We start from the raw sequence: 21,398 nt of genomic DNA, 5'->3' as shown, positions 1-21,398 counted from the left end.
CCGGGCAGCGCGGATGCCGCAATTACCCGTGCCAGATGCAGGCATGGCGGTGGCGGGTCGGCGGGTGGTCGAGGTCCTCCGCGGTGGTGGAGGAAGCTCGGAGTTGTTTGCGGGCTCGGGTGGTGAACCGGTGGAGGGCGGCGCGGGCTTGGGTCTCGTGTTCGGAGCGACCGGTGATCGGGGTGCCCGAGGCGCGGGGGAAGGTGTAGGCCGTAAGGGTGTGCGTCAGGCGGTCCGGGGTGGGACGGCGGCCTGCCCGGTGGGCGGCACGGAGTTCCGCGTTGGAGTAGCGGAGGTCCGTGACCGCATGGGCCGTCCACGAAGTGCAGGGGGCGGATCCGGTGGACCACCAGCTCGTGTCGCGGTGCTTCAGTGGAGTGTGGTGGGCGGTACGGGACATGGGAGCCTCTGGCGACGGGCCGCCGGTCGTTCCGGCGTGGCCGTGCTAGAAGTCGGCAGCGGTAAAGCGGCCGTATCGCTTGGTTCGCATGTGCGCAGCCTGGCTCGCTCCACCTGTTGTTGTCGAGCGCTTTCTCCGTTCGCGGCTGCGCTCGCGATACCCAGTGGGCTGCCGTCCCGGCGTCAGGCGTCCAGTAGTGACGTCAGTGCGCCCACCGGGTCTTCGTCCGGGGGGCCCGTCGGCCACCAGTCGTCTGTGCCCGGGTCCGATTCGTAGGGGTACCAGCGGTCGTCGTGGCCCAGGCGGAGTTGGATGCCTCGTGCCGCGTCGGTGAGGCGGTTGCGGTGGGGGCGCAGGCGGGGGAGGTCGGCGGCCTGTAGGGCCGGGCGGGCCCGGTCGAAGGGGCCGGCCGGGGGGTCCCAGGGGGTTTCGAGCACGGAGAGGCCGGTCAGGCCGCCCTGTTGCCAGGCGGCCACCGCGCGGGCCAGGTCGGTCGGGCTGCGGTCGTTCGCCGAAGCCAGGGCGGCGTACAGCTTCCGGGTGGCCGCCGTCAGGCCGGAGCCGGGTTGAGCTGCCGCCAGGCGTACCGCGTCCTGCCAGGGGGTGAGCGTCGCGATGGGGTCCGTGCCGGTGGTGAGGAGCGTGTGGGCTCGGGCCGCCGCGTCCGTTACGAGGAGGTCCAGGGACAGGGGGTCGGGCGCGCCGCGTGTGCCCGGGTACGCGCCCGAGGCGTGGCCGGGGTGCGGGGGTGCGGGCAGCGGGCCCGGGAGCGGTGGGAGCGTACGCGGCGTCAGGGCGGTGGTGGCCGGTACGCCGGGGAAGGGCGGCGGTGCGGGCTTCTCGCGGGCGGAGTGGGCGGCGTTTCGGCGGGCGAGGTCGTCGAGGACGTCGCGCTCGGCCCTGCCGCGCATCAGGAGCAGGACAAACGGGTCGGCGTCCAGGAGACGGGCGGTCTCGTAGCAGAGGGCCGCCGCGTGCTTGCAGGGGTGGCCGCGGTCCGGGCACGAGCAGGACGGGACCAGGTCGCCGGGCGCCGGCAGCAGGTCCACGCCCACCTCGGCCGCCGAGTCCACCAGGGAGTGCGGCATGTCCTTGTCGAGCAGGGCCGCCATGTGGGACGGGTCGGCCGCCGCCACGGCCAGGAAACGGTCCCAGTCCTCGTCGGAGAGCGTGCGCAGGCGGATCTCCGTACGGTACGGGCGGGGACGGCTGCCTCGTACGTACGTGATGATCCGGCCCGGCGTCACACTGATCGCACCGACGTTGCCCTCGCCGGCGTACGTATGGCCACGGGCCAGGCGGGCCGGGTCGAGTGAAAGTGCTTCCAGGGCCTCGACCCACGCGTTGCCCCACCAGCTGCTGCCACGGCTCCCACCGCTGCTGCTCGCGCTCATGCCGGCCTCCGCAGTGAGACCAGGTCGGCGAGTTCCCGGTCGGTGAGCTCTGTCAGGGCTGCTTCTCCGCCGCCGAGAATCGCGTCCGCCAACGCCCGCTTGGAGGCGATCAGTTCGGCGATACGGTCCTCCACCGTGCCTTCCGCGATCAGGCGGTGCACCTGCACCGGCTGGGTCTGGCCGATGCGGTACGCGCGGTCGGTCGCCTGGTCCTCGACCGCCGGGTTCCACCAGCGGTCGTAGTGGATGACGTGGGCGGCCCGGGTGAGGTTCAGGCCGGTGCCGGCCGCCTTGAGGGAGAGCAGGAAGACGGGGACCTCGGCAGACTGGAACCGGTCGACCATCTCCTCGCGCTGGGCGATGGGCGTTCCGCCGTGCAGGAGTTGGGAGGGGACCGCGCGGGCCGTCAGGTGGTCGGCGAGCAGACGTGCCATGGTCACGTACTGGGTGAAGATCAGGACCGAACCGCCCTCCGACAGGATCGTGTCGAGGAGCTCGTCGAGGAGTTCGAGCTTGCCGGAACGGCCGGTGAGGCGCCGTGTGTCCTCCTTCAGATACTGCGCGGGATGATTGCAGATCTGCTTGAGGGAAGAGAGCAGCTTCATGACGAGGCCTCGGCGCGCGATGCCCTCCGACGCCTCGATGGCCGCCATCGATTCACGTACGGAAGCTTCGTAGAGGGAGGCCTGTTCGCGGGTGAGCGAGACGGGGTGGTCGGTCTCCGTCTTGGGCGGCAGCTCCGGCACGATGCCCGGGTCGGACTTCTTACGTCGGAGGAGGAAGGGGCGGGCCAGGCGAGCCAGGCGCTCGGAGGCCTCTTCGTCCTCGCCGCTCTCGACCAGGCGGGCGTGGCGGGCGCGGAAGGACTTGAGCGGGCCGAGCAGGCCCGGCGTCGTCCAGTCGAGGAGGGCCCACAGCTCGGAGAGGTTGTTTTCGACGGGTGTGCCCGTCAGCGCGATGCGCGCGGGGGCCGGGATGGTGCGCAGCGCCTTCGCCGTGGAGGAGTACGGGTTCTTGACGTGCTGCGCCTCGTCTGCGACGACCATCCCCCAGGTGTGGGCGGCCAGTTCGGGGGCGCTGGTGCGCATGGTGCCGTACGTCGTGAGGAGGAACCCGCCGTCGGGTTCGCTGGCGTCGTCCAGAGTGCGGGCCGCGCCGTGGAAGCGGCGGACGGGGACGCCGGGTGCGAAGCGTGTGATCTCGCGCTGCCAGTTGCCGAGGAGGGACGCCGGGCAGACGACGAGCGTGGGGGCGCTGCGGGCACGGCGCAGGTGGAGGGCGATGACCGTGATCGTCTTACCGAGCCCCATGTCGTCGGCGAGGCAGCCGCCGAGGCCGAGGGAGGTCATCTGGTCCAGCCAGGCGAGCCCGCGCAACTGGTAGTCGCGCAGGGTGGCATCGAGGCCGGGCGGCTGGGCGATGAGCGCGCCCGTGCCGGTGCCGGTGCCGGCCGTGAGGCGGTCCCGGAGTGCGGCCAAGGCACCCACCGGGACTGCTTCGACCTGCTCGCCGTCGACTTCCGCGCTGCCCGTGAGAGCCGCCGCCAGCGCGTCCACCGGCTGCAGCAGGCCCAGTTCACGCTTGCGTGCCTTGCGTACGAGCGCCGGGTCGACCACCACCCACTGGTCCCGGAGCCGGACGATCGGGCGGTGCGCCTCGGCGAGTGCGTCCATGTCCGCCTCGCTGAGCGGCTCACCGCCGACCGCAAGCTGCCAGCTGAAGGCGAAGAGCTCCTGGGCGTCGAAGAAGGGCGTGCCGTCGGTCGCCGACCCTGGCGCGGCGCGTACGACCGCTGTCGCCGTGAGCGTACGGGCCAGCTCCCTGGGCCAGTGGACCATGACGCCCGCCGCGCCGAGCCTGGCCGCCGCCGGGCCGAGCAGCTCGTACAACTCGTCCTCCGACAGCGGCAGTACGTCGGGAACCGGGCGCTCGAGGAGACGGCCGAGCGGCGGCCACACGCGCGCCGCGCGGCGCAGCGCCAGCACCGCGTCGATGCGGGCGCGCGGGCCGAAGCCTTCGCTGCCGCCGCCGGACCACAGGGCGCCGGCGTCGATGACGTGCGTGGGGTCGGCCAGGCTGTGCACCTGGACGAGGGCTGTGCCGGCTCGGCGCTCCGCTCGATGCTCGGCTCGGTCCTCTGCCCGGTCCTCTGCCCGGTCCTCCGCTCGGCCGTCCCCGCTCGCAGGTGTCTCCTCGTCCCCCGTCTCGTTCGCCGCGCTGTCGAAGAGTTCGAACTGGGACAGGTCGAGGCGCAGCGATACGCGCACCCCCGCGTCCATCCCGGCCGCGATCTCCGCGGCCCACTCCCGCAGGCCCGGAAGGTGCTGTGCGGCGCGTGCCGCGAAGGGCGCGCCCACCGCGTACGCCGCTGAGGGCGTCCGGGGCAGGTTGTCCACGACCGCGTCCAGGAACGCCTTCACCAGCGCCTCCGGGGCGGGCACCTCGAGGGGCGTACGACCGGGGAGCGGCACGGCGTGCGCCTCGGGGGGCATGGCCGCGGCGATGGCCCGTACCTGCGCGATGTCGTCGGCGTCGAGCGGCCCGGCCCGCCAGGCGTCGTGGTCCCCGGCGGTCAGCCCGGGCAGCAGCCGGCCCCGCGCGGCGAGGTGCAGGGCATGCAGCGCCGCCGCACCCCAGCAGCGGGTGGCGGGGTGGGCGGCGGGATCGTGGCGTGCCCGGGCCAGCAGTGGCAGGGCCTCCGAGAGGGAGAGGAGGACGGCGGGCACGGTGTGGCTGCGTACGGAGGTGCCACTGGCGCCGTGACGGAGTACGACCGTGATCTCCCCGGAGGCGTCGGGGAGTACCCCTCCCTCTGGGTCCCAGAGGGCGATCCTGCCTTCGCGTGGCAGCTCTGCGGGAAGGAAGACCGCGGCGCGACGTCCCGTAGTCGTCATGGCTTCACCCCCGTCCCCGCTGGTCGCGTGTTGGTCACGCACGTGCGCTCGTGGCGCTTGTGGCGCTCGTGTTCCTGTCCACGTGCGAGTCTACGGGCGGGGTCTGACACTGGTGCTGGACGGCTCCGCCGCGGGTGCGGGCGGAGGCGTACGCATGAACATCGCGGCATGAGGCACCCGGCCCGGGCACGTTCTTGCGAGGAAGAGGAGCAGCCCCATGGGCGAACACCGGGACAAGCCCGCCGAGCCCGCCACCGCCGCCGAGGAACTCGCCGAAGAAGTCAAGCAGGCGGGTCCCCACACCGCGAAACGCGACCCCGCGCGCGGAGAGGACGACGGCGAGGCCGGCGACGCGACATCACCCAATGTGGGAGCCCAGGAGTCCGCTCACCGCGACGACGAGAGCTAGACGAGGGCTGGACAGGGCTAGGACAGGGCTAGGACGACGGACGGCCCTGACGGCGTGCCGTCCGTCGCAGGACAGGCACAAGGTGCTGGCGGCGGTTCCAGGCGATCACCATGAGCGGCACCAGCACGATCAGCGGCGTCGCGGCGTTCTGACCGTCGAAGACCATGAGCTGGGTGACGAACGCTCCGACCATCAGCGCGCCGAGAGCGAGCGCCGCCACACCGGACAGAACCGGGATCAGCAGCGCGATCGCGCCCGCCAGCTCCAGGCCACCGACGAGGTACATGAACCAGTCGCCGAAGCCGATCTTGTCAAAGCCCTCCGCCGCCGACGAGTGGCCGATCAGCTTGGGCGATGCACTGGGTACGGCGAAGAGCACGGCCAGCAGGATCTGCAGGACGCGCACCGTGATCCGTACCGCCCGAGAGGTCTCGGTGACGGGTGTGACGGGTGTGACGGTGGCGGTGGTGGTCGTTGCCTCGGACATCGTGGTCTCCCTGGGAAGCGGTGCGCCTTGTGTTCTCGCGGATGTAGACCGCGCCGCGCCACAGAACTCATCGCCGGTTCATCACCAACTCCGAGCGTGAGCCCACCATTTCCGCCGTGCCAGGGGCTGCCCGCCCGCAGAGCCGGGGCTGCGCGACCGGACCGAAGCGCGGCTCGTCGAGCGCCTCAAGCTCCTTCAGCCACGGGCCAACGCGCTGGGCGGCTACGACTGCCCGAGCCGGGTACATGTCCCACTGGAAGAGGCGATTCGTCATGATCATGCGTACTGGGAGTGAACCGAAAACCGCACGCAGTGCCCTCCGGCTCCGGCTCTGGCTGAGCCTGTGGGGCCTGCTCTGGGCCGTCGGCGGAACGCTCGCGTTGGCGGCCATCGGCCGCACCGGCTGGGCCATCGCCTGTGGCTGCCTGGCCGTCGTCGTCACCGCCGACCTGGTGATGGTCGTACGCCACATCCGTCAGGGCCCGCACTACCAGCCCGGCCGCGACGTCCCGCCGTACGATCCACCCCACGAGCCGCCGTACGGTCGGCCGCGCCCCTGAAGGCGCCCAACCACACTCGTGGTCACGCTCGCGGTCACTCCTCCGCGTCGAACTTCGCCGCCGCCAGGTACTCCGGCTTCGGATCGAGCGCCGCGGCAAGCCTGAAGTGCCGTTTCGCCTGGTCCGCGCACAGGGCACGCTCGTACGTACGCGCAAGGGCGAAATGGGCGAAGGCGTTGTCGGGCTCGCGTTCCAGCACGAGCTGGAATTCGAGCTCCGCCGAGCGCAATTGGGCGGACGCGAAGAAGGCGCGGGCCCGCAGGAGCCGGGCTGCCGTGTTCTCCGGATGGGCCGCGATGACCGAGTCCAGGAGTTTTACGGCTCCGCGCGGATCGCGCGCGGCCAGCAGGTGCTCCGCCGCGCGGTAGTCGATGATGTGGGTCTCCGGGCTGCTTTCGGGCACGCTGACATCCTTCCGCTCGCCTCATTCTTTCCAACGGCCCCGGCCGCATGCCGTATTCCGCCAAGAAGCCGGGGCGCCCCAAGGCTGCCGTTCAGGACGCCGTCGACGCGGCCCTCTCGGTCAGTTCCGCCCAGACTTTGCGTACCTGCGGCTCAAGCGCGGCCAGCGGTCCGTCGTTGTCGATCACCAGGTCCGCGATCGCCAGTCGCTGCTCCCGGCTCGCCTGGGCGGCCATCCTGGCGCGCGCCTCGTCCTCTGTCATGCCGCGCAGCCGCACGAGCCGGTCCAGCTGGGTCTGCGGGGACGCGTCCACGACGACCACCAGGTCGTACAGGGGCGCGAGACCGTTCTCGGTCAGCAGCGGTACGTCGTGAATGACGACGGCGTCCGCTCCGGCCCCGCGCTCCAGCTCGGCCGACCGGGCGCCCACCAGCGGGTGGACGATCGCGTTCAGCGTCGCCAGACGTGCGGCGTCCGCGAAGACGATCGCGCCGAGTTTCGGACGGTCCAGGGTGCCGTCCGCGGCGAGGACGTCCTCCCCGAAGGCCTCGACGACGGCCGCGAGCCCCGGCGTTCCGGGCTCGACGACCTCCCTCGCGATCTTGTCGGCGTCGATCAGGACGGCGCCGTACGACACAAACAGCCGCGACACTTCGCTCTTGCCGGCACCGATTCCGCCGGTCAGGCCCACCTTCAGCATGCGCGGAAGCCTAGACGAGCAGCCTGGGGGAGCCTAGACGTCGCCCTCTCGCTCCGCGAGAAAGCGTTCGAATTCGAGGCCGATCTCGTCTGCCGACGGCAGATCGACGGGCTCGGCGACGAGATTCCCCCGAGTCGCCGCACCGGCCACCGCGTCGTACTGGTGCTCCAGGCCCTGTACGAGCGAGACGAGCTCCTCGTCGCCCTCACCGACCTGCCGGTCGATCTCGTCCTGGGTACGCCTGGCCTCCGTGCGCAGCGAATGCGCGACGGCCGGCAGCACCAGTCCGGTCGCCGCCGTGATCGCCTCCAGGACGGTCAGCGCTGCGTCGGGGTACGAGGAACGCGCGACGTAATGCGGCACGTGCGCCGCGACACCGAGCACGTCGTGCCCCGATTCCTCCAGCCGGAACTCGATCAGGGACTCCGCACTGCCCGGTACCTGCGCCTCCTCGAACGGGCTGCGGTGACCCGGCATGAGGTCGGTGCGGTTGCCGTGCGGGGTGATGCCGACCGGGCGGGTGTGCGGGACACCCATCGGGATGCCGTGGAAGTTCACCGAGAGGCGCACACCGAGCCGCTCGACGATCTGCCGTACGGCAAGAGCGAACCGCTCCCACTCCACATCCGGCTCGGGGCCCGACAGCAGCAGGAAGGGCGCTCCGGTCGCGTCCTGGACGAGCCGTACGTCGATCTCGGGCGCCTCGTATTCGGCCCACTTGTCGCGCCGGAACGTCAGGAGCGGACGGCGGGCGCGGTAGTCCACCAGCCTGTCGTGGTCGAAGCGGGCAACGACCTGGTTCGGCAGCGTGTCCAGCAGCTTCGAGACGATCTGCTCGCCGGTCTCACCCGCGTCGATGTAGCCGTCGAAGTGGTAGAGCATGACCAGTCCGGCCGATTCCTGCGCGAGCGCCATGTCGACGACGGCGAGGCCCTTCGGCTCCCACTCATACAAATCCTGCGGATCCAGCACGATTACCGCTCCTCCTCGTGTTCCTACGGAAGAACGTGCCGTGCGGCGCGGGCATTCCCGGCCCGCGTTCCTTCTCCGGCAGCGCTTCCGGCCGTTCCCGGGAAGCGTTGTTGAGCGAGCACGCGCGCGTGCAGTCCCGTGACCACCTTGCGCGCGGACGTGAACGAGCCGTGTTGGTTGCTTTGGCGAGCAGTTCGCTGACGTACCCGTACATATCCGCTTTGGCGGTGCGGTAGCGCACGGGAGCATTCATCCCCGTCTTCTCGTTGTGGATGTACGCGTTGGCGTTGGTGTTGGTGAACACCTCGAGAGGGACGCCCAGTTCACGGCAGTAGTCCATGGTGAGCATCCACTGCGGGATGCGCCAGGGACCGGCGTTCATGTACTGGCCGTCGGTGAAGCGCGCGGTCTTCCGGTTCCCGTGCAGGCCGGTGGTCGAGTCCCCGCCGCGTACGGTGAAGTCGCGTCCGCCGGTACGGTCGCGGGCCTCCAGGACCGTGCAGTCGTAGCCCGCCTTCCCCAGTTCGTACGCCGCGGCCAGGCCGGCGATGCCGCCGCCCACGATGACGACCTTGGCCGCGCCCCTGCCGCTCAGCGTCAAGTCGCCGGTCCGGGGCCCCCGGAAGGCCGGAGCGGCGGCCTGGGCGGTGGGTGCGAGCCCGAGGGCGCCCATGGGCGCGAACATCGCATTCATGTATCACACACGTTGCTCTCCGCTCACGCCTGTGGGCATGAGTAAGGCCCGCCCCCCAATGGGGAGCGGGCCTTACATTCAGCCAGTTACCAGCTGGAGGTCAGAGCGTCAGCTCTGGCCGCCCGCCAGCTTCTCGCGGAGCGCGGCCAGGGCCTCGTCCGACGCCAGGGCGCCGGAGTTGTCCGCCGACTCCGAGGAGTACGAACCGCCGCCACCAGCGCCGCCGGAGGCAGCCGGGGCGCCGGCGGCCGGGGCAGCAGCGCCCTCGGCAGCGGCGGCCTCGTCGGCCTCGCGGGACTTGATGACCTGGGCCTGGTGCTGCTCAAAGCGCTGCTGCGCCTCGGCGTACTGGCCCTCCCACGCCTCGCGCTGGGTCTCGAAGCCCTCGAGCCAGTCGTTGGTCTCGGGGTCGAAGCCCTCGGGGTAGATGTAGTTCCCCTGGTCGTCGTACGACGCGGCCATGCCGTACAGCGTCGGGTCGAACTCGACCGAGGCCGGGTCGGCACCAAATGCCTCGTTGGCCTGCTTCAGCGAGAGGCTGATGCGACGACGCTCGAGGTCGATGTCGATGACCTTGACGAAGATCTCGTCGTTGACCTGGACGACCTGCTCCGGGATCTCCACGTGGCGCTCGGCCAGCTCGGAGATGTGGACCAGACCCTCGATGCCCTCGTCGACGCGCACGAACGCACCGAACGGAACGAGCTTCGTGACCTTACCGGGAACAACCTGCCCGATCTGGTGCGTACGGGCGAACTGCTGCCACGGGTCTTCCTGCGTCGCCTTGAGCGACAGCGAGACGCGCTCGCGGTCCATGTCGACGTCGAGAACCTCGACGGTGACTTCCTGGCCGACCTCGACAACCTCGGAGGGGTGGTCGATGTGCTTCCAGGAGAGCTCGGAGACGTGCACGAGACCGTCGACGCCACCGAGGTCCACGAACGCACCGAAGTTGACGATCGAGGAAACGACGCCGGAGCGGACCTGGCCCTTCTGCAGGGTCGTGAGGAAGGTCTGACGGACCTCGCTCTGGGTCTGCTCGAGCCAGGCACGGCGGGACAGGACCACGTTGTTGCGGTTCTTGTCCAGCTCGATGATCTTGGCCTCGAGCTCCTTGCCCACGTAGGGCTGGAGGTCGCGGACACGGCGCATCTCGACGAGGGAAGCCGGCAGGAAGCCACGGAGGCCGATGTCGAGGATGAGACCACCCTTGACCACCTCGATGACGGTGCCGGTGACGATGCCGTCCTCTTCCTTGATCTTCTCGATCGTGCCCCAGGCGCGCTCGTACTGTGCGCGCTTCTTGGACAGGATGAGGCGACCTTCCTTGTCCTCCTTCTGGAGAACAAGGGCTTCGATCTCGTCGCCGACCTTGACGACCTCATTGGGGTCGACGTCGTGCTTGATCGAAAGCTCGCGGGAGGGGATAACGCCTTCGGTCTTGTAACCGATGTCGAGCAGGACCTCGTCCCGGTCGACCTTCACGATGACGCCGTCGACGATGTCGCCGTCGTTGAAGTACTTGATCGTCTCGTCGATCGCGGCGAGGAAAGCTTCCTCGTTACCGATGTCGTTGACCGCTACCTGCGGGGTGGTGGAAGCGGTGGTCTCGGTGCTGCTCGTCATGTGGGTAAGGGCTCCGGTACGGACAGTAAGTCGTAGGTACTGCTACGCCGGGAGCCCGTATCGGCACCTGCTGAAGCCGGGCAGCCTAGGAGGCGCGATTCCGGACAACGGAAAACGCCTCGACAACCGAGGGGACATACAACCGGTGCAAGCGCAGCCTGCTCTGTCTGAGGTGCGCAGGCTCGCAGCGCAACTTGTAGCATACGGGGGCAGCCGGGCAGGGTCAATGCGCGAAGGCGCACACCCAGGGCGGAACGCCCCATACCCGGCACAACTAAGGTTTGGCGAGGCCACAACGGCCGCACCGCACTCTGCAGCTACAGGTTCGAGCGGAGCCTACGCAGACGAGACAGACGGGCGCAATGAGCCAGAGCAAAGACGCCACAGAGGCTATCGAGACCCTCGACACCTGCGTCCAGGACGACGCGGACGAGGGGCAGGCGACCCGGCGTGAGGCCGGAGAAGCCGAGAGCAGCCGGGCGAGCCGGGGCTGGTGGGACCGGAACGCGGACGAGTACCAGAGCGAGCACGGAGCGTTCCTCGGTGACGACCGTTTCGTGTGGGGCCCGGAAGGGCTGGACGAGGCGGAGGCGGGTCTCCTGGGGCCTGCGGCGTCCCTGAAGGGACTCGACGTTCTGGAGATCGGCGCCGGCGCCGCGCAGTGCTCGCGCTGGCTCGCCGCGCAGGGTGCCCGCCCCGTGGCCATGGACCTCTCCCACCGGCAGCTCCAGCACGCACTGCGGATCGGAGGGGAGGTCCCCCTGGTGCAGGCGGACGCGGGAACGCTCCCCTTCAGGGACGCGTCCTTCGACCTGGCGTGCTCGGCGTACGGCGCGGTGCCGTTCGTCGCCGACCCGGTGGAGGTTTTCCGGGAGGTACGGCGTGTCCTGCGGCCCGGCGGGCGGTGGGTCTTCTCCGTCACGCATCCCATCCGCTGGGCGTTCCCCGACGAGCCCGGTCCTGAGGGGCTGTCTGTTGCGGCCTCCTACTTCGACCGCACGCCGTACGTCGAGCAGGACGACCAGGGACGCGCCGTCTACGTGGAGCACCACAGAACGATCGGCGACCGTGTACGGGACGTGGTGGCGGGCGGCTTCCGTCTGGTCGACCTCGTGGAGCCGGAATGGCCCTCCTGGAACACGCAGGAGTGGGGCGGCTGGTCCCCGTTGCGCGGAAATCTGATCCCGGGAACGGCGATTTTCGTGTGCGTACGAGACTAGGGGCGTGATCCGCACCGACGCCCTTGGGCAGCTTCCCGTACGCAGCGCCGTGCCCGCACTGGAGCGCGCCCTGGACGCGCACGGGACCGCGGTGCTGTGCGCGCCGCCGGGGACGGGTAAGACGACCCTGGTGCCACTGGTGCTGGCCGGGCTGCTCGACGAAGGGCGGCCCGTGCGGAAGGTCGTTGTCGCGGAGCCGCGGCGGATCGCGGCACGGGCCGCTGCCCGGCGCATGGCGTGGCTGCTGGGCGAGAGCGTCGGGGAGCGTGTGGGCTTCACCGTGCGCGGGGAGCGCGTGGTGGGGCGCGACACGGTGGTGGAGGTCGTCACCACTGGCGTACTGCTGCAGCGCCTCCAGCGTGACCAGGAGCTCGCCGGCGTTGATGTCGTCATCCTCGACGAGTGTCACGAGCGGCACCTGGACGCGGACACCGTCGCCGCGTTCCTCCTCGACGTACGGTCCACTCTGCGGCCGGAGCTGCGGCTCCTCGCCGCCTCGGCGACGACGGACGCGCAGGGCTGGGCGCGGCTGCTGGGCGACGCGCCGGTGGTCGAAGCACAGGGCGTGTCGCACCCCGTGGAGACGGTCTGGGCGCCGCCCGCCCGTCCGGTGCGGCCGCCGCACGGTATGCGGGTCGATCCGGCGCTGCTGACGCATGTCGCCGCCGTGGTGCGCAGGGCGCTCGCCGAGCGGGAGGGCGACGTGCTGTGCTTCCTGCCGGGCGTCGGAGAGATCGCACGGGTGGCCGGACGACTGTCCGGGTTGGGCGCCGAGGTGCTCCAGGTGCACGGACGGGCGCCGGCCGCGGTGCAGGACGCGGTACTGGCTGGTTCCGCCGGTACGCGCAGGGTGGTGCTGGCGACCTCGGTGGCCGAGTCGAGCCTGACCGTGCCGGGTGTACGGGTCGTCGTGGACGCCGGGCTCGCGCGTGAGCCGCGCACCGACCATGCGCGGGGGCTGAGCGCGCTGACGACCGTACGGGCCTCACAGGCCGCTTCCCGGCAGCGTGCGGGGCGCGCGGGGCGGGAGGCTCCCGGTGCCGTCTACCGGTGCTGGGACCAGGCCGACGACGTACGGCTGCCGCGCTTCCCGTCCCCCGAGATCAAGGTCGCGGACCTGACGGCGTTCGCCCTCCAGGCGGCTTGCTGGGGCGACCCCGACGCGAGCGGTCTCGCCCTGCTGGATCCGCCACCGGGTGGTGCGATGGCGGCGGCCCGTACGGTGCTGGCCGCGATCGGGGCGGTGGACGATTCCGGCCGTGCGACCGAAAGGGGTGTACGGATGGCCCGCCTCGGCCTGCACCCCCGGCTCGCGCGGGCGCTCATCGACGGCGCACGGGAGGTCGGCACGCGCCGGGCAGCGGAAGTGGTCGCCCTGCTGAGCGAGGAACCCCCGAGGGAGTACGGGGACGACCTGGCCGCGGCCTGGCGCGCGGCCCGCCGCGGCAACGACGCGTACGGGGCCCGCTGGCGCCAGGAGGCGAAGCGGCTGGCTTCGGCGGCGGGCGGTTCCGGCAATTCGGGCCGGGAAGCCCCCAGCGGCACGGGTGACGATGCAGGTGCCGGCCTCGTGGCGGCCTTCGCGTTTCCCGAGCGCGTCGCCAGGGCCCGTGGCGAAGGGGCCTTCCTCATGGCCTCCGGGACAGGGGCGGAACTCACCGACGGATCCCGGCTGCGCAGCGCGCCGTGGCTGGCGGTCGCCGTCGCCGACCGTCCCGTCCATGCCGCCTCCGCGCGCGTGCGCCTGGCCGCCGTCATCGACGAGGACACCGCCCAGCTGGCCGCCGAGCACCTGCTCGCCTCCGGCGAAGAGGTGCACTGGGAGGACGGGGACGTCGTCGCGCGGCACGTGCGGCGCCTCGGAGCGGTCGAGCTGACCGTACGGACGCTCAAGAAGCCGGATACGGAACGCGTACGGGAAGCGCTGCGGGACGGGCTGCGACGGGAGGGCCTCGGGCTGCTGCGCTGGACGCGTGACGCGCAGGCGCTGCGGGAGCGCCTGGCCTTCCTGCACAGGGTGCTGGGTGCGCCCTGGCCGGACGTGTCCGACGCGGCGCTCACGGAACGTACCGACGAATGGCTGGAGCCTGAACTGTCACGGGCACGGCGAAGGTCCGACCTGGGCCGGATCGAGGCGGGCCAGGCGCTGAACCGGCTCCTGCCGTGGGCGACCGGCGACGCGGCGCGGCTGGACGAGCTGGCGCCGGAGCGGATCGAGGTGCCGAGCGGGTCGCGGGTCCGGGTGGAGTACGGCGGGGAGCAGCCCGTACTGGCGGTGAAGCTTCAGGAGATGTTCGGGCTGGCCGAGACGCCGCGCGTGGCCGGGATTCCGGTGCTGGTGCACCTGCTGTCGCCGGCGGGGCGCCCAGCGGCCGTCACCGCCGATCTGGCGTCCTTCTGGCAGGGCGGTTACCGCGCGGTGCGGGCGGAGCTGCGCGGCCGCTACCCGAAGCACCCGTGGCCGGAGGACCCGGCGGCGGCTGTGCCGACGAGGTACACGAAGGCACGTCTCGGGCGAAGCTGAGTCGGGCTGGGCCGAGGCGGGCGGGGCTGAGTCGGGCAGCCCTGGAGTGGTCAGGCGCCGACCGGCTCCGGGCTGTCCGGACTAAGGGGCTCCCTTTCGGCCGGGTCCGCCGGCCTTCGGCTCCGCGCCTCCAGGTACAGGGCGAGGGCGAACAGTGCCCCGGCGAGGAAAATGAAGCCCCAGGGGAGGTACGACGTAAGCATCAGTACGGCGACTCGGTTGGTCTTGACGAGCTCGACGGTGGAGTCGACGTAGTCCTCGCGCATCTTCACGTGACCGGCGAAAGCGGTGACCTTGTCGCGGCCGCCCAGCAGACTGCCGCCGCGCAGCTCCTCCCGGTGGATCTCCTCGCCGTTCACGGGAGCGCCCGTAACGGGGTCCACCCAGAACATCCGCTTGGTCGTGTACCAGCGTGTCGTGCCGGTCTGTTCCTCCAGCTTCGTCGCGTCGATCCCCGGCATGGGCATCTTCTTCGGGTACTTGACCTTCGTCCAGGGGATGGTCTGCTCGAAGTAGTAAACGTCCATTCCACGGAACGTCCGCTCGCCCTTGTAGTGGATCGGGGCGGAGGTGCGCGTCTGCGCGTCGAAGTACTCGTAGTCGCGCTTCTCGGTGAGGAAGGGCCACTTGAATTCGATGCCCTCGCGCCTGACCCGGTCGCCGTCGACCATCTCGCCTGTGGCGTGCACGGGGGCCTGGCTGTGGGCGTCGAAGATGTAGCGCTCGGGAATGGCCGAAACCATCTTGCCGTCGGGACCCTGGACGTACGAGAGGGAGTCCCAGACGACCACGTCGCGGCCCGCGCTCCGCTCAATCTTCCCGGACTCCTCGACGTTGCCCTTGAGGGTCTGGACGATGGTGACCTTCTCGACCTTCTTCGCCTTCATGGAGCTGTACTCGAGAAGCGTCGCGGGCCTCGCCTCCAGCACCATCTCCTGGTACTGGCCCGCCGGGATCTTGGCGAGGCGCGGGAAGGCGTACCAGCGCAGCAGTGGTGACAGGGCGGTGAAGAAGACCGCGAAGGCGAGCAGGACGAGGCTGGCTTTACGGCGCACGGCTTGCGGCCCCTCTACTTCTTCGGCCCGGGAACGGTCGTCAGCAGCGGCTTGGGCGAGGTCTCCCCCGGCGGGGCGCCGACGGAGGTGATGGTGAGGACGAGCGCGAGGGCGGCGGCCAGCCCGATGGCGGCGGCGACGAGAGCACGCATGCTCGGCCTCCCGGATCTGATACATCGTCAGGGCGATTGGGAGGTGGCACCGTAGCAACGGAGCCCCGAGATGAGAACACGTCGCACAACGTCGCACCGACATGCCGCTGCCCCGTCCGGAACCGGCGTCCGGGACGGGGCAGCGGCAGCGGCGCTGAGAGCGGCCGCGTTTACGCGGTGGGTGTCGCGGAGGGCGACGTCGACGGATCGGTCGTCGGTGCGGTGGTGGGCGCGGTGACGGTCAGTTCTACAGTGAGGACCACGCCGTCGGCTGTCGTGAGACGCAGTTTGTACGTTCCCGCGTTGCCGTCGGTGTAGATCTCCGGAAGCTTCAGCAGACCGTTGGCGTCGGTCTTGAGAGCGGTCAGGGTACGGACCGCCTTGCCGTCGGCGTCCTTGAAGTACGGGCCCTTGTCGTTCTCCACAGGCTTGTCGGCGTCACCCGTGACCATCGTCGCGCTCACTCCGACGCCTGCCGCGACCTTGCCCTTGTACGTCGCCTTGACCTCGACGGAGTCGGCGAAGGAGCCGCCGGTCTCGGCCGTGAGCTCCTTGTCCGAGGTACGGGCCAGCGCATCGGACTGCGGCACGGGCGCCGGCTTGGCCTTGACGTTCGCGGCGAAGTCCGCGGCGGGGGCAGTGGTGCCGAGCGCCTTGGCGCGGACGATGAACCTGCCGGTCTGGCCACCCGCGCTGAGCGTGGGAGCGGTGGCGATGCCGTCGGTACCGGTGCTCACGACGATGCGGGTCTCGGCGCCCGCGAAGCGCGCCGCCGTGTCGCCGATGATCTGGAACTGGACCCTGGAGCCCGCGACAACCTTGCCCGCGGAGGTCTTGGCCCGTACGCGCAGCCGGTCGGTGAACCTCTCGCCCTCGGTGGCGGTCACGCTCGCGCTGCCGAGACGCTCCAGGGTGGTGACGGGCGCCTGGGCCGGGGGCGTGGTGGGTGGCGGCGTTGTGGGTGGCGGCGTGGTGGGTGGCGGCGTTGTCGCCGGAGGCTGGGTCGGGGGCGGGGTCGGGGTGCCGCTGCCGTCGCCGTTGCCGCCCGGCTTGCCGGGGTCCGGGGTGCCGGGGGCCCCGGGGCTCCCCTTGCCATTCCCGTTTCCATCCCCGGTGCCGCTTCTGTGGCTGTCGGGTTCGCCGCTGCCCGGCAGGACGCCGGAGCCGTCCGGCACCTCGTGGCTGTCGCGCCGGTAGTAGTCGAACCAGGACATGACCGTACGCAGGTACTCCCGCGAGCGGTTGTAACCGAGAATCGCCTGGTCGAGATCGCCTTGGACCGAAAGGTCGCGATTGTGGGCGCAGAGGTAGCGGCCGGCGGCGAGGGCCGCGTCGTAGATGTTGTTCGGGTCCTTCCGGCCGTCGCTGTTGCCGTCCTGCCCCCAGGTCGCCCAGGTGGACGGGATGAACTGCATCGGGCCGACGGCGCGGTCGTGCGTCGAATCGCCGTCGTACGCACCGTTGTCAGTGTCGGAGATGTTGGCGAAGCCGACGCCGTTGAGCTGCGGGCCGAGGATCGGCGTCAGCGTCGTGCCGTTGGCGTCGACACGGCCGCCGCGCGCCTGGCCGGACTCGACCTTGCCGATGGCTGCGAGCAGCTGCCAGGGGAGGCGGCAGCCGGGCGCGGTGTCGCTGACGGTCCCTTCCGCCCGCTTGTACGCGGCGAGGACCGTGGCGGGTATGCCCGACTCAGCCGGGCCGGTCACGGCGGGAAGGTCGATCGAAGTGCCCGGTTTGTTGGGTTTGTTCGGAGTGTTCAAGGGCGGAAGGTCGGTGAAGTATGGCGAGTTGCCCGTCACCGGGGTGCCGGGCGGCTCGGTCGCGTTCGCGGCTCTCTCGTCGGCGGGCGCCGAAGTGCTGCCCGGCGCCTGCGAGGCGGAGAGTGCTGCCACTACGAGCGCTGCCACCGTGGTGGCTGTCGCCCCCTTGCGCAGCCTGCGACCGAATTGCGCTGCCATACGTCTGGCCCCTCCCGTCGACGGCTGTCCGCGCTCCCCAGCGCAAGGACTCAGGCGACACTACGACAACTCCCGGTGCCGGGACACCGGCCGCTGTCCTCTTATTGCCGGTTGTTCACAGAAATTCAGCTCGGAACCAAGGGCGGCATACTCAACGTCATTGATCAGAAGCGGTCCAAGGGGGACTTTTGCCGTTCACACTCAGCCATGCGGCGGCGGTGCTGCCGGGCATTCGACGGGACGGTACGGCGCGCGGACCGCTGCTCGCATCGGCGCTTGTCGCCGGGTCGTTCGCGCCCGACATGACCTATTTCGCGGCCACCGCCGCACCGGCCGCGATGGCCTTCGGGGACGTCACGCACTCCGTGGCGGGCCTCGTCACCGTCGACGTACTGATCACGGCGGCGCTCGTCGGCCTGTGGCTGCTGCTGCGGGAGCCCCTGTTGGCGCTGGTGCCGCGCCGACGGCAGGCCCGCTTCCACGGCTTCGTACGCGGCCACGACTGGAGCGGGATTCAACGGCCCTTGCTGGCTTGGCGGTTCTTCCTGTCGGCTGTCATCGGCGCGTCCACACACGTCGTCTGGGACAGTTTCACGCATCTCGACCGCTGGGGCATGAAGGTCCTGCCGGTGCTCGGCGAGATCGTCGCCGGCTTCCCGATGTACCTGTACGCGCAGTACGGCGGTTCGGCGGTCGCCCTCGGAGTGATCGTGTGGTTCGCGGTCTCGGCGCTGCGGCGCGGGACGGACGGGCCCGCGCCCGCCTCCGTACCGCTGCTGGAGGCGCGCGGGAAGTGGGCGGCCGGGGGGCTGCTCGCGCTGTGCGTGCTGACCGGCGCCGTACACCGGTGCGTGCGCTGGTACGCCGCTCAGACCGTGCAGCTGAAGCCGCTCGACTTCATCCCGACCGCATGCTTCGGCGCCGGCGCCGGGCTTGCTGTGGGGCTTGTGCTGTATGCCGTGGGGGTGCGGCTGTGGCTGCGCGGGCGTACGCCGTCTGCTCCCCCAGTTCCCACTGTTCCCGCTGTTCCCGCGGAAAGCTCCCGTCAGAGGTCTCGCTGATCTCACTCTCACGTGTGAACCGGCGGACTCCTCCCGCCGCACCCCGCTCACCCGTTCCGTCTGGTGCGCCGAGACGGGTGAGCGGGCGCGTCGGACCTCGAATCAGTGCGCGGCGGACTCCCAGTCCGGGCCCACGCCCACCGACACATCGAGCGGGGCGCGCAACGAGACGGCGCCTGCCATCTCGCGGCGGACGATCTCCTCCACCTGCTCGCGCTCCCCCGGGGCCAGCTCCAGGACGATTTCGTCGTGGACCTGGAGCAACATCCGGGTCTTCAGGGCCGCCTCCGTCAGCGCCCGGTCGACGTTCAGCATGGCGACCTTCACGATGTCGGCGGCCGTGCCCTGGATCGGAGCGTTCAGCGCCATCCGCTCGGCCGCCTCACGGCGCTGGCGGTTGTCGCTGTTCAGATCCGGCAGGTAGCGGCGGCGGCCGAGCATCGTCGCCGTGTATCCGGTGGCGCGCGCCTCGTCGACGGCACGCCGCAGGTAGTCGCGCACCCCGCCGAAACGCTCGAAGTACGTGTCCATCAGGACCCGCGCCTCGCCCGCCTCGATGTTCAGCTGCTGCGCCAGGCCGAAAGCGGACAGGCCGTAGGCAAGGCCGTACGACATGGCCTTGATCTTGCGCCGCATCTCCGCGTCGACCGCGGACCGCTCCACGCTGAACACCTGGGAGGCGACGGTGGTGTGCAGGTCCTCACCGGAGGTGAACGCCTCGATCAGGCCCTCGTCCTCCGACAGGTGCGCCATCACGCGCAGCTCGATCTGGCTGTAGTCCGCGGTCATCAGCGACTCGAAACCCTCGCCGACGACGAAACCGCGGCGGATGGCACGGCCCTCGTCCGTACGCACCGGCACGTTCTGCAGGTTCGGGTCGGTGGAGGAGAGGCGGCCGGTCGCCGCGACCGTCTGGCTGAACGTGGTGTGGATCCGGCCGTCGCCGGCGATCGTCTTGATCAGACCCTCGACCGTGGACCGCAGCCGGGCCTGCTCACGGTGACGCAGCATGATCACCGGCAGCTCGTGCTCGGTCTGGGCGGCCAGCCAGGCCAGTGCGTCCGCGTCCGTGGTGTAACCGGTCTTGGTCTTCTTCGTCTTGGGAAGATTCAGCTCACCGAAGAAGACCTCCTGGAGCTGCTTGGGCGAGCCGAGATTGAACTCGTGCCCCACCGACGCGTGTGCCTCCTTCACCGCCTGCTGCACCGCGCCGGCGAACTGCTGCTCCATCGCCTCCAGATGGGCGCGGTCGGCCGAGATGCCGTACCGCTCCAGCCGGGCCAGCAGCACGGACGTGGGCAGTTCCACATCGTGCAGCAGCTCGGTCGCGCCCACCTCCTTCAGCCTCACGCCGAACGCCTCGCCCAGATCGAGGACCGCGCGGGCCTGCGCCATGAGGGCATCGGCCTCGGCCTGCTCGTCCTCTTCGGAGCCGAAGGACAGCTGACCGTCGGCGGCGGCAGGAGCCAGCTCACGGTGGAGGTACTCGACGGACAGGGCGTCCAGTGCGAAGGAGCGGCGGCCGGGCTTGACCAGATAGGCGGCGAGGGCGGTGTCCATCGTGATGCCCTCGATGTGCCAGCCGTGCTCGGGGAAGACCCGCAGCGCGTCCTTGGCGTTGTGCATGACCTTCGGCCGGCCCGGGTCGGCGAGCCAGCCGGCGAAGGCCCGTTCGTCGGACTCGTCCAGCTCGGTCGTGTCGAACCAGGCCGCCTTGCCGTCGGCGGCCGCCAGCGCGACCTCGCTGACATTGCCGACGCCCAGGGCCCAGGTGGCAACGGTGGACACGCCGAGCGGCTGCCCGCCGTGCTGCTCCAGCCAGAACGCCAGCTCACCGGCGCCCAGCACCGTGCCGTCCAGCTGCACACCGGCCTCCGGGGCCGGGGCCTCTTCCTCCTCCGCGCCCGGGTCGACGGCGAGCAGCCGCTCCCGCAGGCTCGGGTTGCGGATCTCCAGAACCTCCAGGAACCCCTTCAGCGCGGTCCTGTCGTACGGCGCGCGCTCCAGGTCCGCCACCGCCTTGGGCAGCTCCACGTCACGCACCAGCTCGGTGAGGTGACGGTTGAGCTTGACCGACTCCAGGTGGTCGCGCAGGGCCTGCCCGACCTTGCCCTTGACCTCGTCGGCGCGCTCGACCAGCTCCGCGAACGAACCGAACTGGTTGATCCACTTCGTGGCGGTCTTCTCACCGACGCCGGGGATGCCCGGCAGGTTGTCCGACGGGTCGCCGCGCAGGGCAGCGAAGTCCGGGTACTGCGACGGGGTCAGTCCGTACTTCTCCTCGACCTTCTCCGGGGTGAACCGGGTCAGCTCGGAGACGCCCTTGGTCGGGTACAGCACGGTCACGTGGTCGGAGACCAGCTGGAAGGAGTCCCGGTCGCCCGTGACGATCAGCACGTCGAAGCCGGCGGCCTCAGCCTGGGTGGCGAGGGTGGCGATGATGTCGTCGGCCTCGAAGCCGTCCACCGCGAAGCGCTCCGCGTTCATGGTGTCGAGCAGCTCACCGATCAGCTCGACCTGCCCCTTGAACTCGTCGGGAGCCTTCGACCGGTTCGCCTTGTACTCGGGGAAGTCCGCCGAGCGCCACGTCTTGCGCGACACGTCGAAGGCCACCGCGAAATGCGTGGGCGTCTCGTCGCGCAGCGTGTTCGCCAGCATCGACGCGAAGCCGTAGATGGCATTCGTCGGCTGGCCGCTCGCGGTGGTGAAATTCTCCGCGGGCAGCGCGAAGAACGCTCGGTACGCCAGGGAGTGCCCGTCCATGAGGAGCAGGCGGGGACGGTTTTCTGCGGTCTTCTTCGATGCTGTCTCTGACACGCCTCCGATCCTAGGCCGCACCACTGACAATCCCGCCCGCACGGTCGCAGTGGTCGCACTGTCAGTGCCGCG

At 70.6% G+C, this 21,398-nt stretch carries 18 protein-coding genes and 1 pseudogene; 5 read left to right on the top strand and 14 right to left on the bottom strand.

From position 1 onward, the window contains the following. Positions 1 to 22 precede the first annotated feature (22 nt). The 3 genes from J7E89_RS17620 to J7E89_RS17610 form a co-directional block, all read right to left on the bottom strand. Positions 23 to 400, bottom strand: a complete 378-nt coding sequence (locus J7E89_RS17620; RefSeq protein WP_214974551.1) for a hypothetical protein — start codon at positions 398 to 400, stop codon at positions 23 to 25. A 182-nt stretch (positions 401 to 582) separates the two neighbouring features. Next, a complete protein-coding gene (locus tag J7E89_RS17615; RefSeq protein WP_214974549.1) occupies positions 583 to 1,794 on the bottom strand; it encodes an SWIM zinc finger family protein in 1,212 nt (403 codons plus the stop codon). Further along, positions 1,791 to 4,688, bottom strand: coding sequence for an SNF2-related protein (locus tag J7E89_RS17610; protein ID WP_214974547.1), 2,898 nt, complete (start codon positions 4,686 to 4,688; stop codon positions 1,791 to 1,793). The genes J7E89_RS17615 and J7E89_RS17610 overlap by 4 nt, the downstream gene beginning before the upstream one ends. A gap of 217 nt (positions 4,689 to 4,905) precedes the next feature. On the opposite strand from J7E89_RS17610, the gene J7E89_RS17605 reads away from it, so the two are divergent. After that, positions 4,906 to 5,097, top strand: coding sequence for a hypothetical protein (locus J7E89_RS17605; protein ID WP_214974545.1), 192 nt, complete (start codon positions 4,906 to 4,908; stop codon positions 5,095 to 5,097). A 28-nt stretch (positions 5,098 to 5,125) separates the two neighbouring features. On the opposite strand, the gene J7E89_RS17600 is transcribed toward J7E89_RS17605, so the two are convergent. Both J7E89_RS17600 and J7E89_RS17595 read right to left on the bottom strand, forming a co-directional pair. Continuing rightward, entirely contained in the window at positions 5,126 to 5,584 is a 459-nt protein-coding gene (locus tag J7E89_RS17600) for a DoxX family protein (RefSeq protein ID WP_214974543.1), read from the bottom strand. 67 nt (positions 5,585 to 5,651) lie between these two features. Continuing rightward, positions 5,652 to 5,864: a hypothetical protein gene (locus J7E89_RS17595; protein WP_214974542.1), complete on the bottom strand. Its 213-nt coding sequence runs from the start codon at positions 5,862 to 5,864 to the stop codon at positions 5,652 to 5,654. On the opposite strand from J7E89_RS17595, the gene J7E89_RS17590 reads away from it, so the two are divergent. Continuing rightward, on the top strand, positions 5,863 to 6,144 hold the full coding sequence (locus tag J7E89_RS17590; RefSeq protein WP_214974671.1) for a DUF6343 family protein: 282 nt from the start codon (positions 5,863 to 5,865) through the stop codon (positions 6,142 to 6,144). The genes J7E89_RS17595 and J7E89_RS17590 overlap by 2 nt on opposite strands. Before the next feature lie 34 nt (positions 6,145 to 6,178). Here the strand turns inward: J7E89_RS17590 and J7E89_RS17585 are convergent, their stop codons facing one another. From J7E89_RS17585 to rpsA, 5 genes and pseudogenes are all read right to left on the bottom strand, one after another. After that, a complete protein-coding gene (locus tag J7E89_RS17585; protein WP_214974541.1) occupies positions 6,179 to 6,547 on the bottom strand; it encodes a tetratricopeptide repeat protein in 369 nt (122 codons plus the stop codon). 91 nt (positions 6,548 to 6,638) lie between these two features. Further along, positions 6,639 to 7,247, bottom strand: coding sequence for a dephospho-CoA kinase (coaE, locus tag J7E89_RS17580; protein ID WP_214974540.1), 609 nt, complete (start codon positions 7,245 to 7,247; stop codon positions 6,639 to 6,641). A gap of 33 nt (positions 7,248 to 7,280) precedes the next feature. Continuing rightward, entirely contained in the window at positions 7,281 to 8,162 is an 882-nt protein-coding gene (locus J7E89_RS17575) for a PAC2 family protein (protein ID WP_251060698.1), read from the bottom strand. Positions 8,163 to 8,391: 229 nt separating this feature from the next. Further along, positions 8,392 to 8,904, bottom strand: a pseudogene (locus tag J7E89_RS17570) (FAD-dependent oxidoreductase); the annotation flags it as partial. 117 nt (positions 8,905 to 9,021) lie between these two features. Beyond that, the gene (gene rpsA, locus J7E89_RS17565; RefSeq protein ID WP_214974538.1) at positions 9,022 to 10,539 is read right to left on the bottom strand and encodes a 30S ribosomal protein S1; all 1,518 of its coding nucleotides are present in this window, start codon (positions 10,537 to 10,539) and stop codon (positions 9,022 to 9,024) included. A gap of 362 nt (positions 10,540 to 10,901) precedes the next feature. On the opposite strand from rpsA, the gene J7E89_RS17560 reads away from it, so the two are divergent. Continuing rightward, positions 10,902 to 11,759, top strand: a complete 858-nt coding sequence (locus J7E89_RS17560; protein WP_251060684.1) for a class I SAM-dependent methyltransferase — start codon at positions 10,902 to 10,904, stop codon at positions 11,757 to 11,759. A 4-nt stretch (positions 11,760 to 11,763) separates the two neighbouring features. Continuing rightward, complete coding sequence (hrpB, locus tag J7E89_RS17555) at positions 11,764 to 14,283, top strand: ATP-dependent helicase HrpB (protein ID WP_214974536.1); 2,520 nt, start codon at positions 11,764 to 11,766, stop codon at positions 14,281 to 14,283. A 50-nt stretch (positions 14,284 to 14,333) separates the two neighbouring features. Here hrpB and J7E89_RS17550 read toward each other — a convergent pair whose 3' ends face one another. The 3 genes from J7E89_RS17550 to J7E89_RS17540 all read right to left on the bottom strand — a co-directional run bounded on the left by J7E89_RS17550 (position 14,334) and on the right by J7E89_RS17540 (position 17,448). Continuing rightward, positions 14,334 to 15,338: a DUF3068 domain-containing protein gene (locus tag J7E89_RS17550; protein ID WP_214974534.1), complete on the bottom strand. Its 1,005-nt coding sequence runs from the start codon at positions 15,336 to 15,338 to the stop codon at positions 14,334 to 14,336. Positions 15,339 to 15,352: 14 nt separating this feature from the next. Next, positions 15,353 to 15,490: an SPW_0924 family protein gene (locus tag J7E89_RS17545; protein WP_214974532.1), complete on the bottom strand. Its 138-nt coding sequence runs from the start codon at positions 15,488 to 15,490 to the stop codon at positions 15,353 to 15,355. Positions 15,491 to 15,660: 170 nt separating this feature from the next. After that, positions 15,661 to 17,448, bottom strand: coding sequence for a lytic transglycosylase domain-containing protein (locus J7E89_RS17540; RefSeq protein WP_214974530.1), 1,788 nt, complete (start codon positions 17,446 to 17,448; stop codon positions 15,661 to 15,663). Between the two features lie 188 nt (positions 17,449 to 17,636). Between J7E89_RS17540 and J7E89_RS17535 the strand changes: the two genes are divergently transcribed. Further along, positions 17,637 to 18,509 (top strand): DUF4184 family protein, encoded by an 873-nt coding sequence (locus tag J7E89_RS17535; protein ID WP_214974528.1) that lies wholly within the window; start codon positions 17,637 to 17,639, stop codon positions 18,507 to 18,509. 102 nt (positions 18,510 to 18,611) lie between these two features. On the opposite strand, the gene polA is transcribed toward J7E89_RS17535, so the two are convergent. Further along, on the bottom strand, positions 18,612 to 21,326 hold the full coding sequence (polA, locus tag J7E89_RS17530) for a DNA polymerase I (RefSeq protein WP_214974526.1): 2,715 nt from the start codon (positions 21,324 to 21,326) through the stop codon (positions 18,612 to 18,614). Positions 21,327 to 21,398 lie beyond the last annotated feature (72 nt).

Origin of the sequence: Streptomyces sp. ISL-100 (genome assembly GCF_018614615.1) — a bacterium.
Classification (GTDB): Bacteria; Actinomycetota; Actinomycetes; order Streptomycetales; family Streptomycetaceae; genus Streptomyces.
The sequence above is the reverse complement of the archived record's forward strand: the minus strand, read 5'-3'. Positions and strand labels throughout refer to the sequence as shown.

Coding starts and splice junctions, on each gene's coding strand:
- J7E89_RS17590 (WP_214974671.1), top strand. CDS start 5,863: ATGCGTACTGGGAGTGAACCGAAAACCGCACGCAGTGCCCTCCGGCTC.
- J7E89_RS17540 (WP_214974530.1), bottom strand. CDS start 17,448: ATGGCAGCGCAATTCGGTCGCAGGCTGCGCAAGGGGGCGACAGCCACC.
- J7E89_RS17620 (WP_214974551.1), bottom strand. CDS start 400: ATGTCCCGTACCGCCCACCACACTCCACTGAAGCACCGCGACACGAGC.
- J7E89_RS17600 (WP_214974543.1), bottom strand. CDS start 5,584: ATGTCCGAGGCAACGACCACCACCGCCACCGTCACACCCGTCACACCC.
- J7E89_RS17575 (WP_251060698.1), bottom strand. CDS start 8,162: ATGGCGCTCGCGCAGGAATCGGCCGGACTGGTCATGCTCTACCACTTC.
- coaE (WP_214974540.1), bottom strand. CDS start 7,247: ATGCTGAAGGTGGGCCTGACCGGCGGAATCGGTGCCGGCAAGAGCGAA.
- J7E89_RS17545 (WP_214974532.1), bottom strand. CDS start 15,490: ATGCGTGCTCTCGTCGCCGCCGCCATCGGGCTGGCCGCCGCCCTCGCG.
- J7E89_RS17560 (WP_251060684.1), top strand. CDS start 10,902: ATGAGCCAGAGCAAAGACGCCACAGAGGCTATCGAGACCCTCGACACC.
- rpsA (WP_214974538.1), bottom strand. CDS start 10,539: ATGACGAGCAGCACCGAGACCACCGCTTCCACCACCCCGCAGGTAGCG.
- J7E89_RS17605 (WP_214974545.1), top strand. CDS start 4,906: ATGGGCGAACACCGGGACAAGCCCGCCGAGCCCGCCACCGCCGCCGAG.
- J7E89_RS17610 (WP_214974547.1), bottom strand. CDS start 4,688: ATGACGACTACGGGACGTCGCGCCGCGGTCTTCCTTCCCGCAGAGCTG.
- J7E89_RS17595 (WP_214974542.1), bottom strand. CDS start 5,864: ATGATCATGACGAATCGCCTCTTCCAGTGGGACATGTACCCGGCTCGG.
- J7E89_RS17615 (WP_214974549.1), bottom strand. CDS start 1,794: ATGAGCGCGAGCAGCAGCGGTGGGAGCCGTGGCAGCAGCTGGTGGGGC.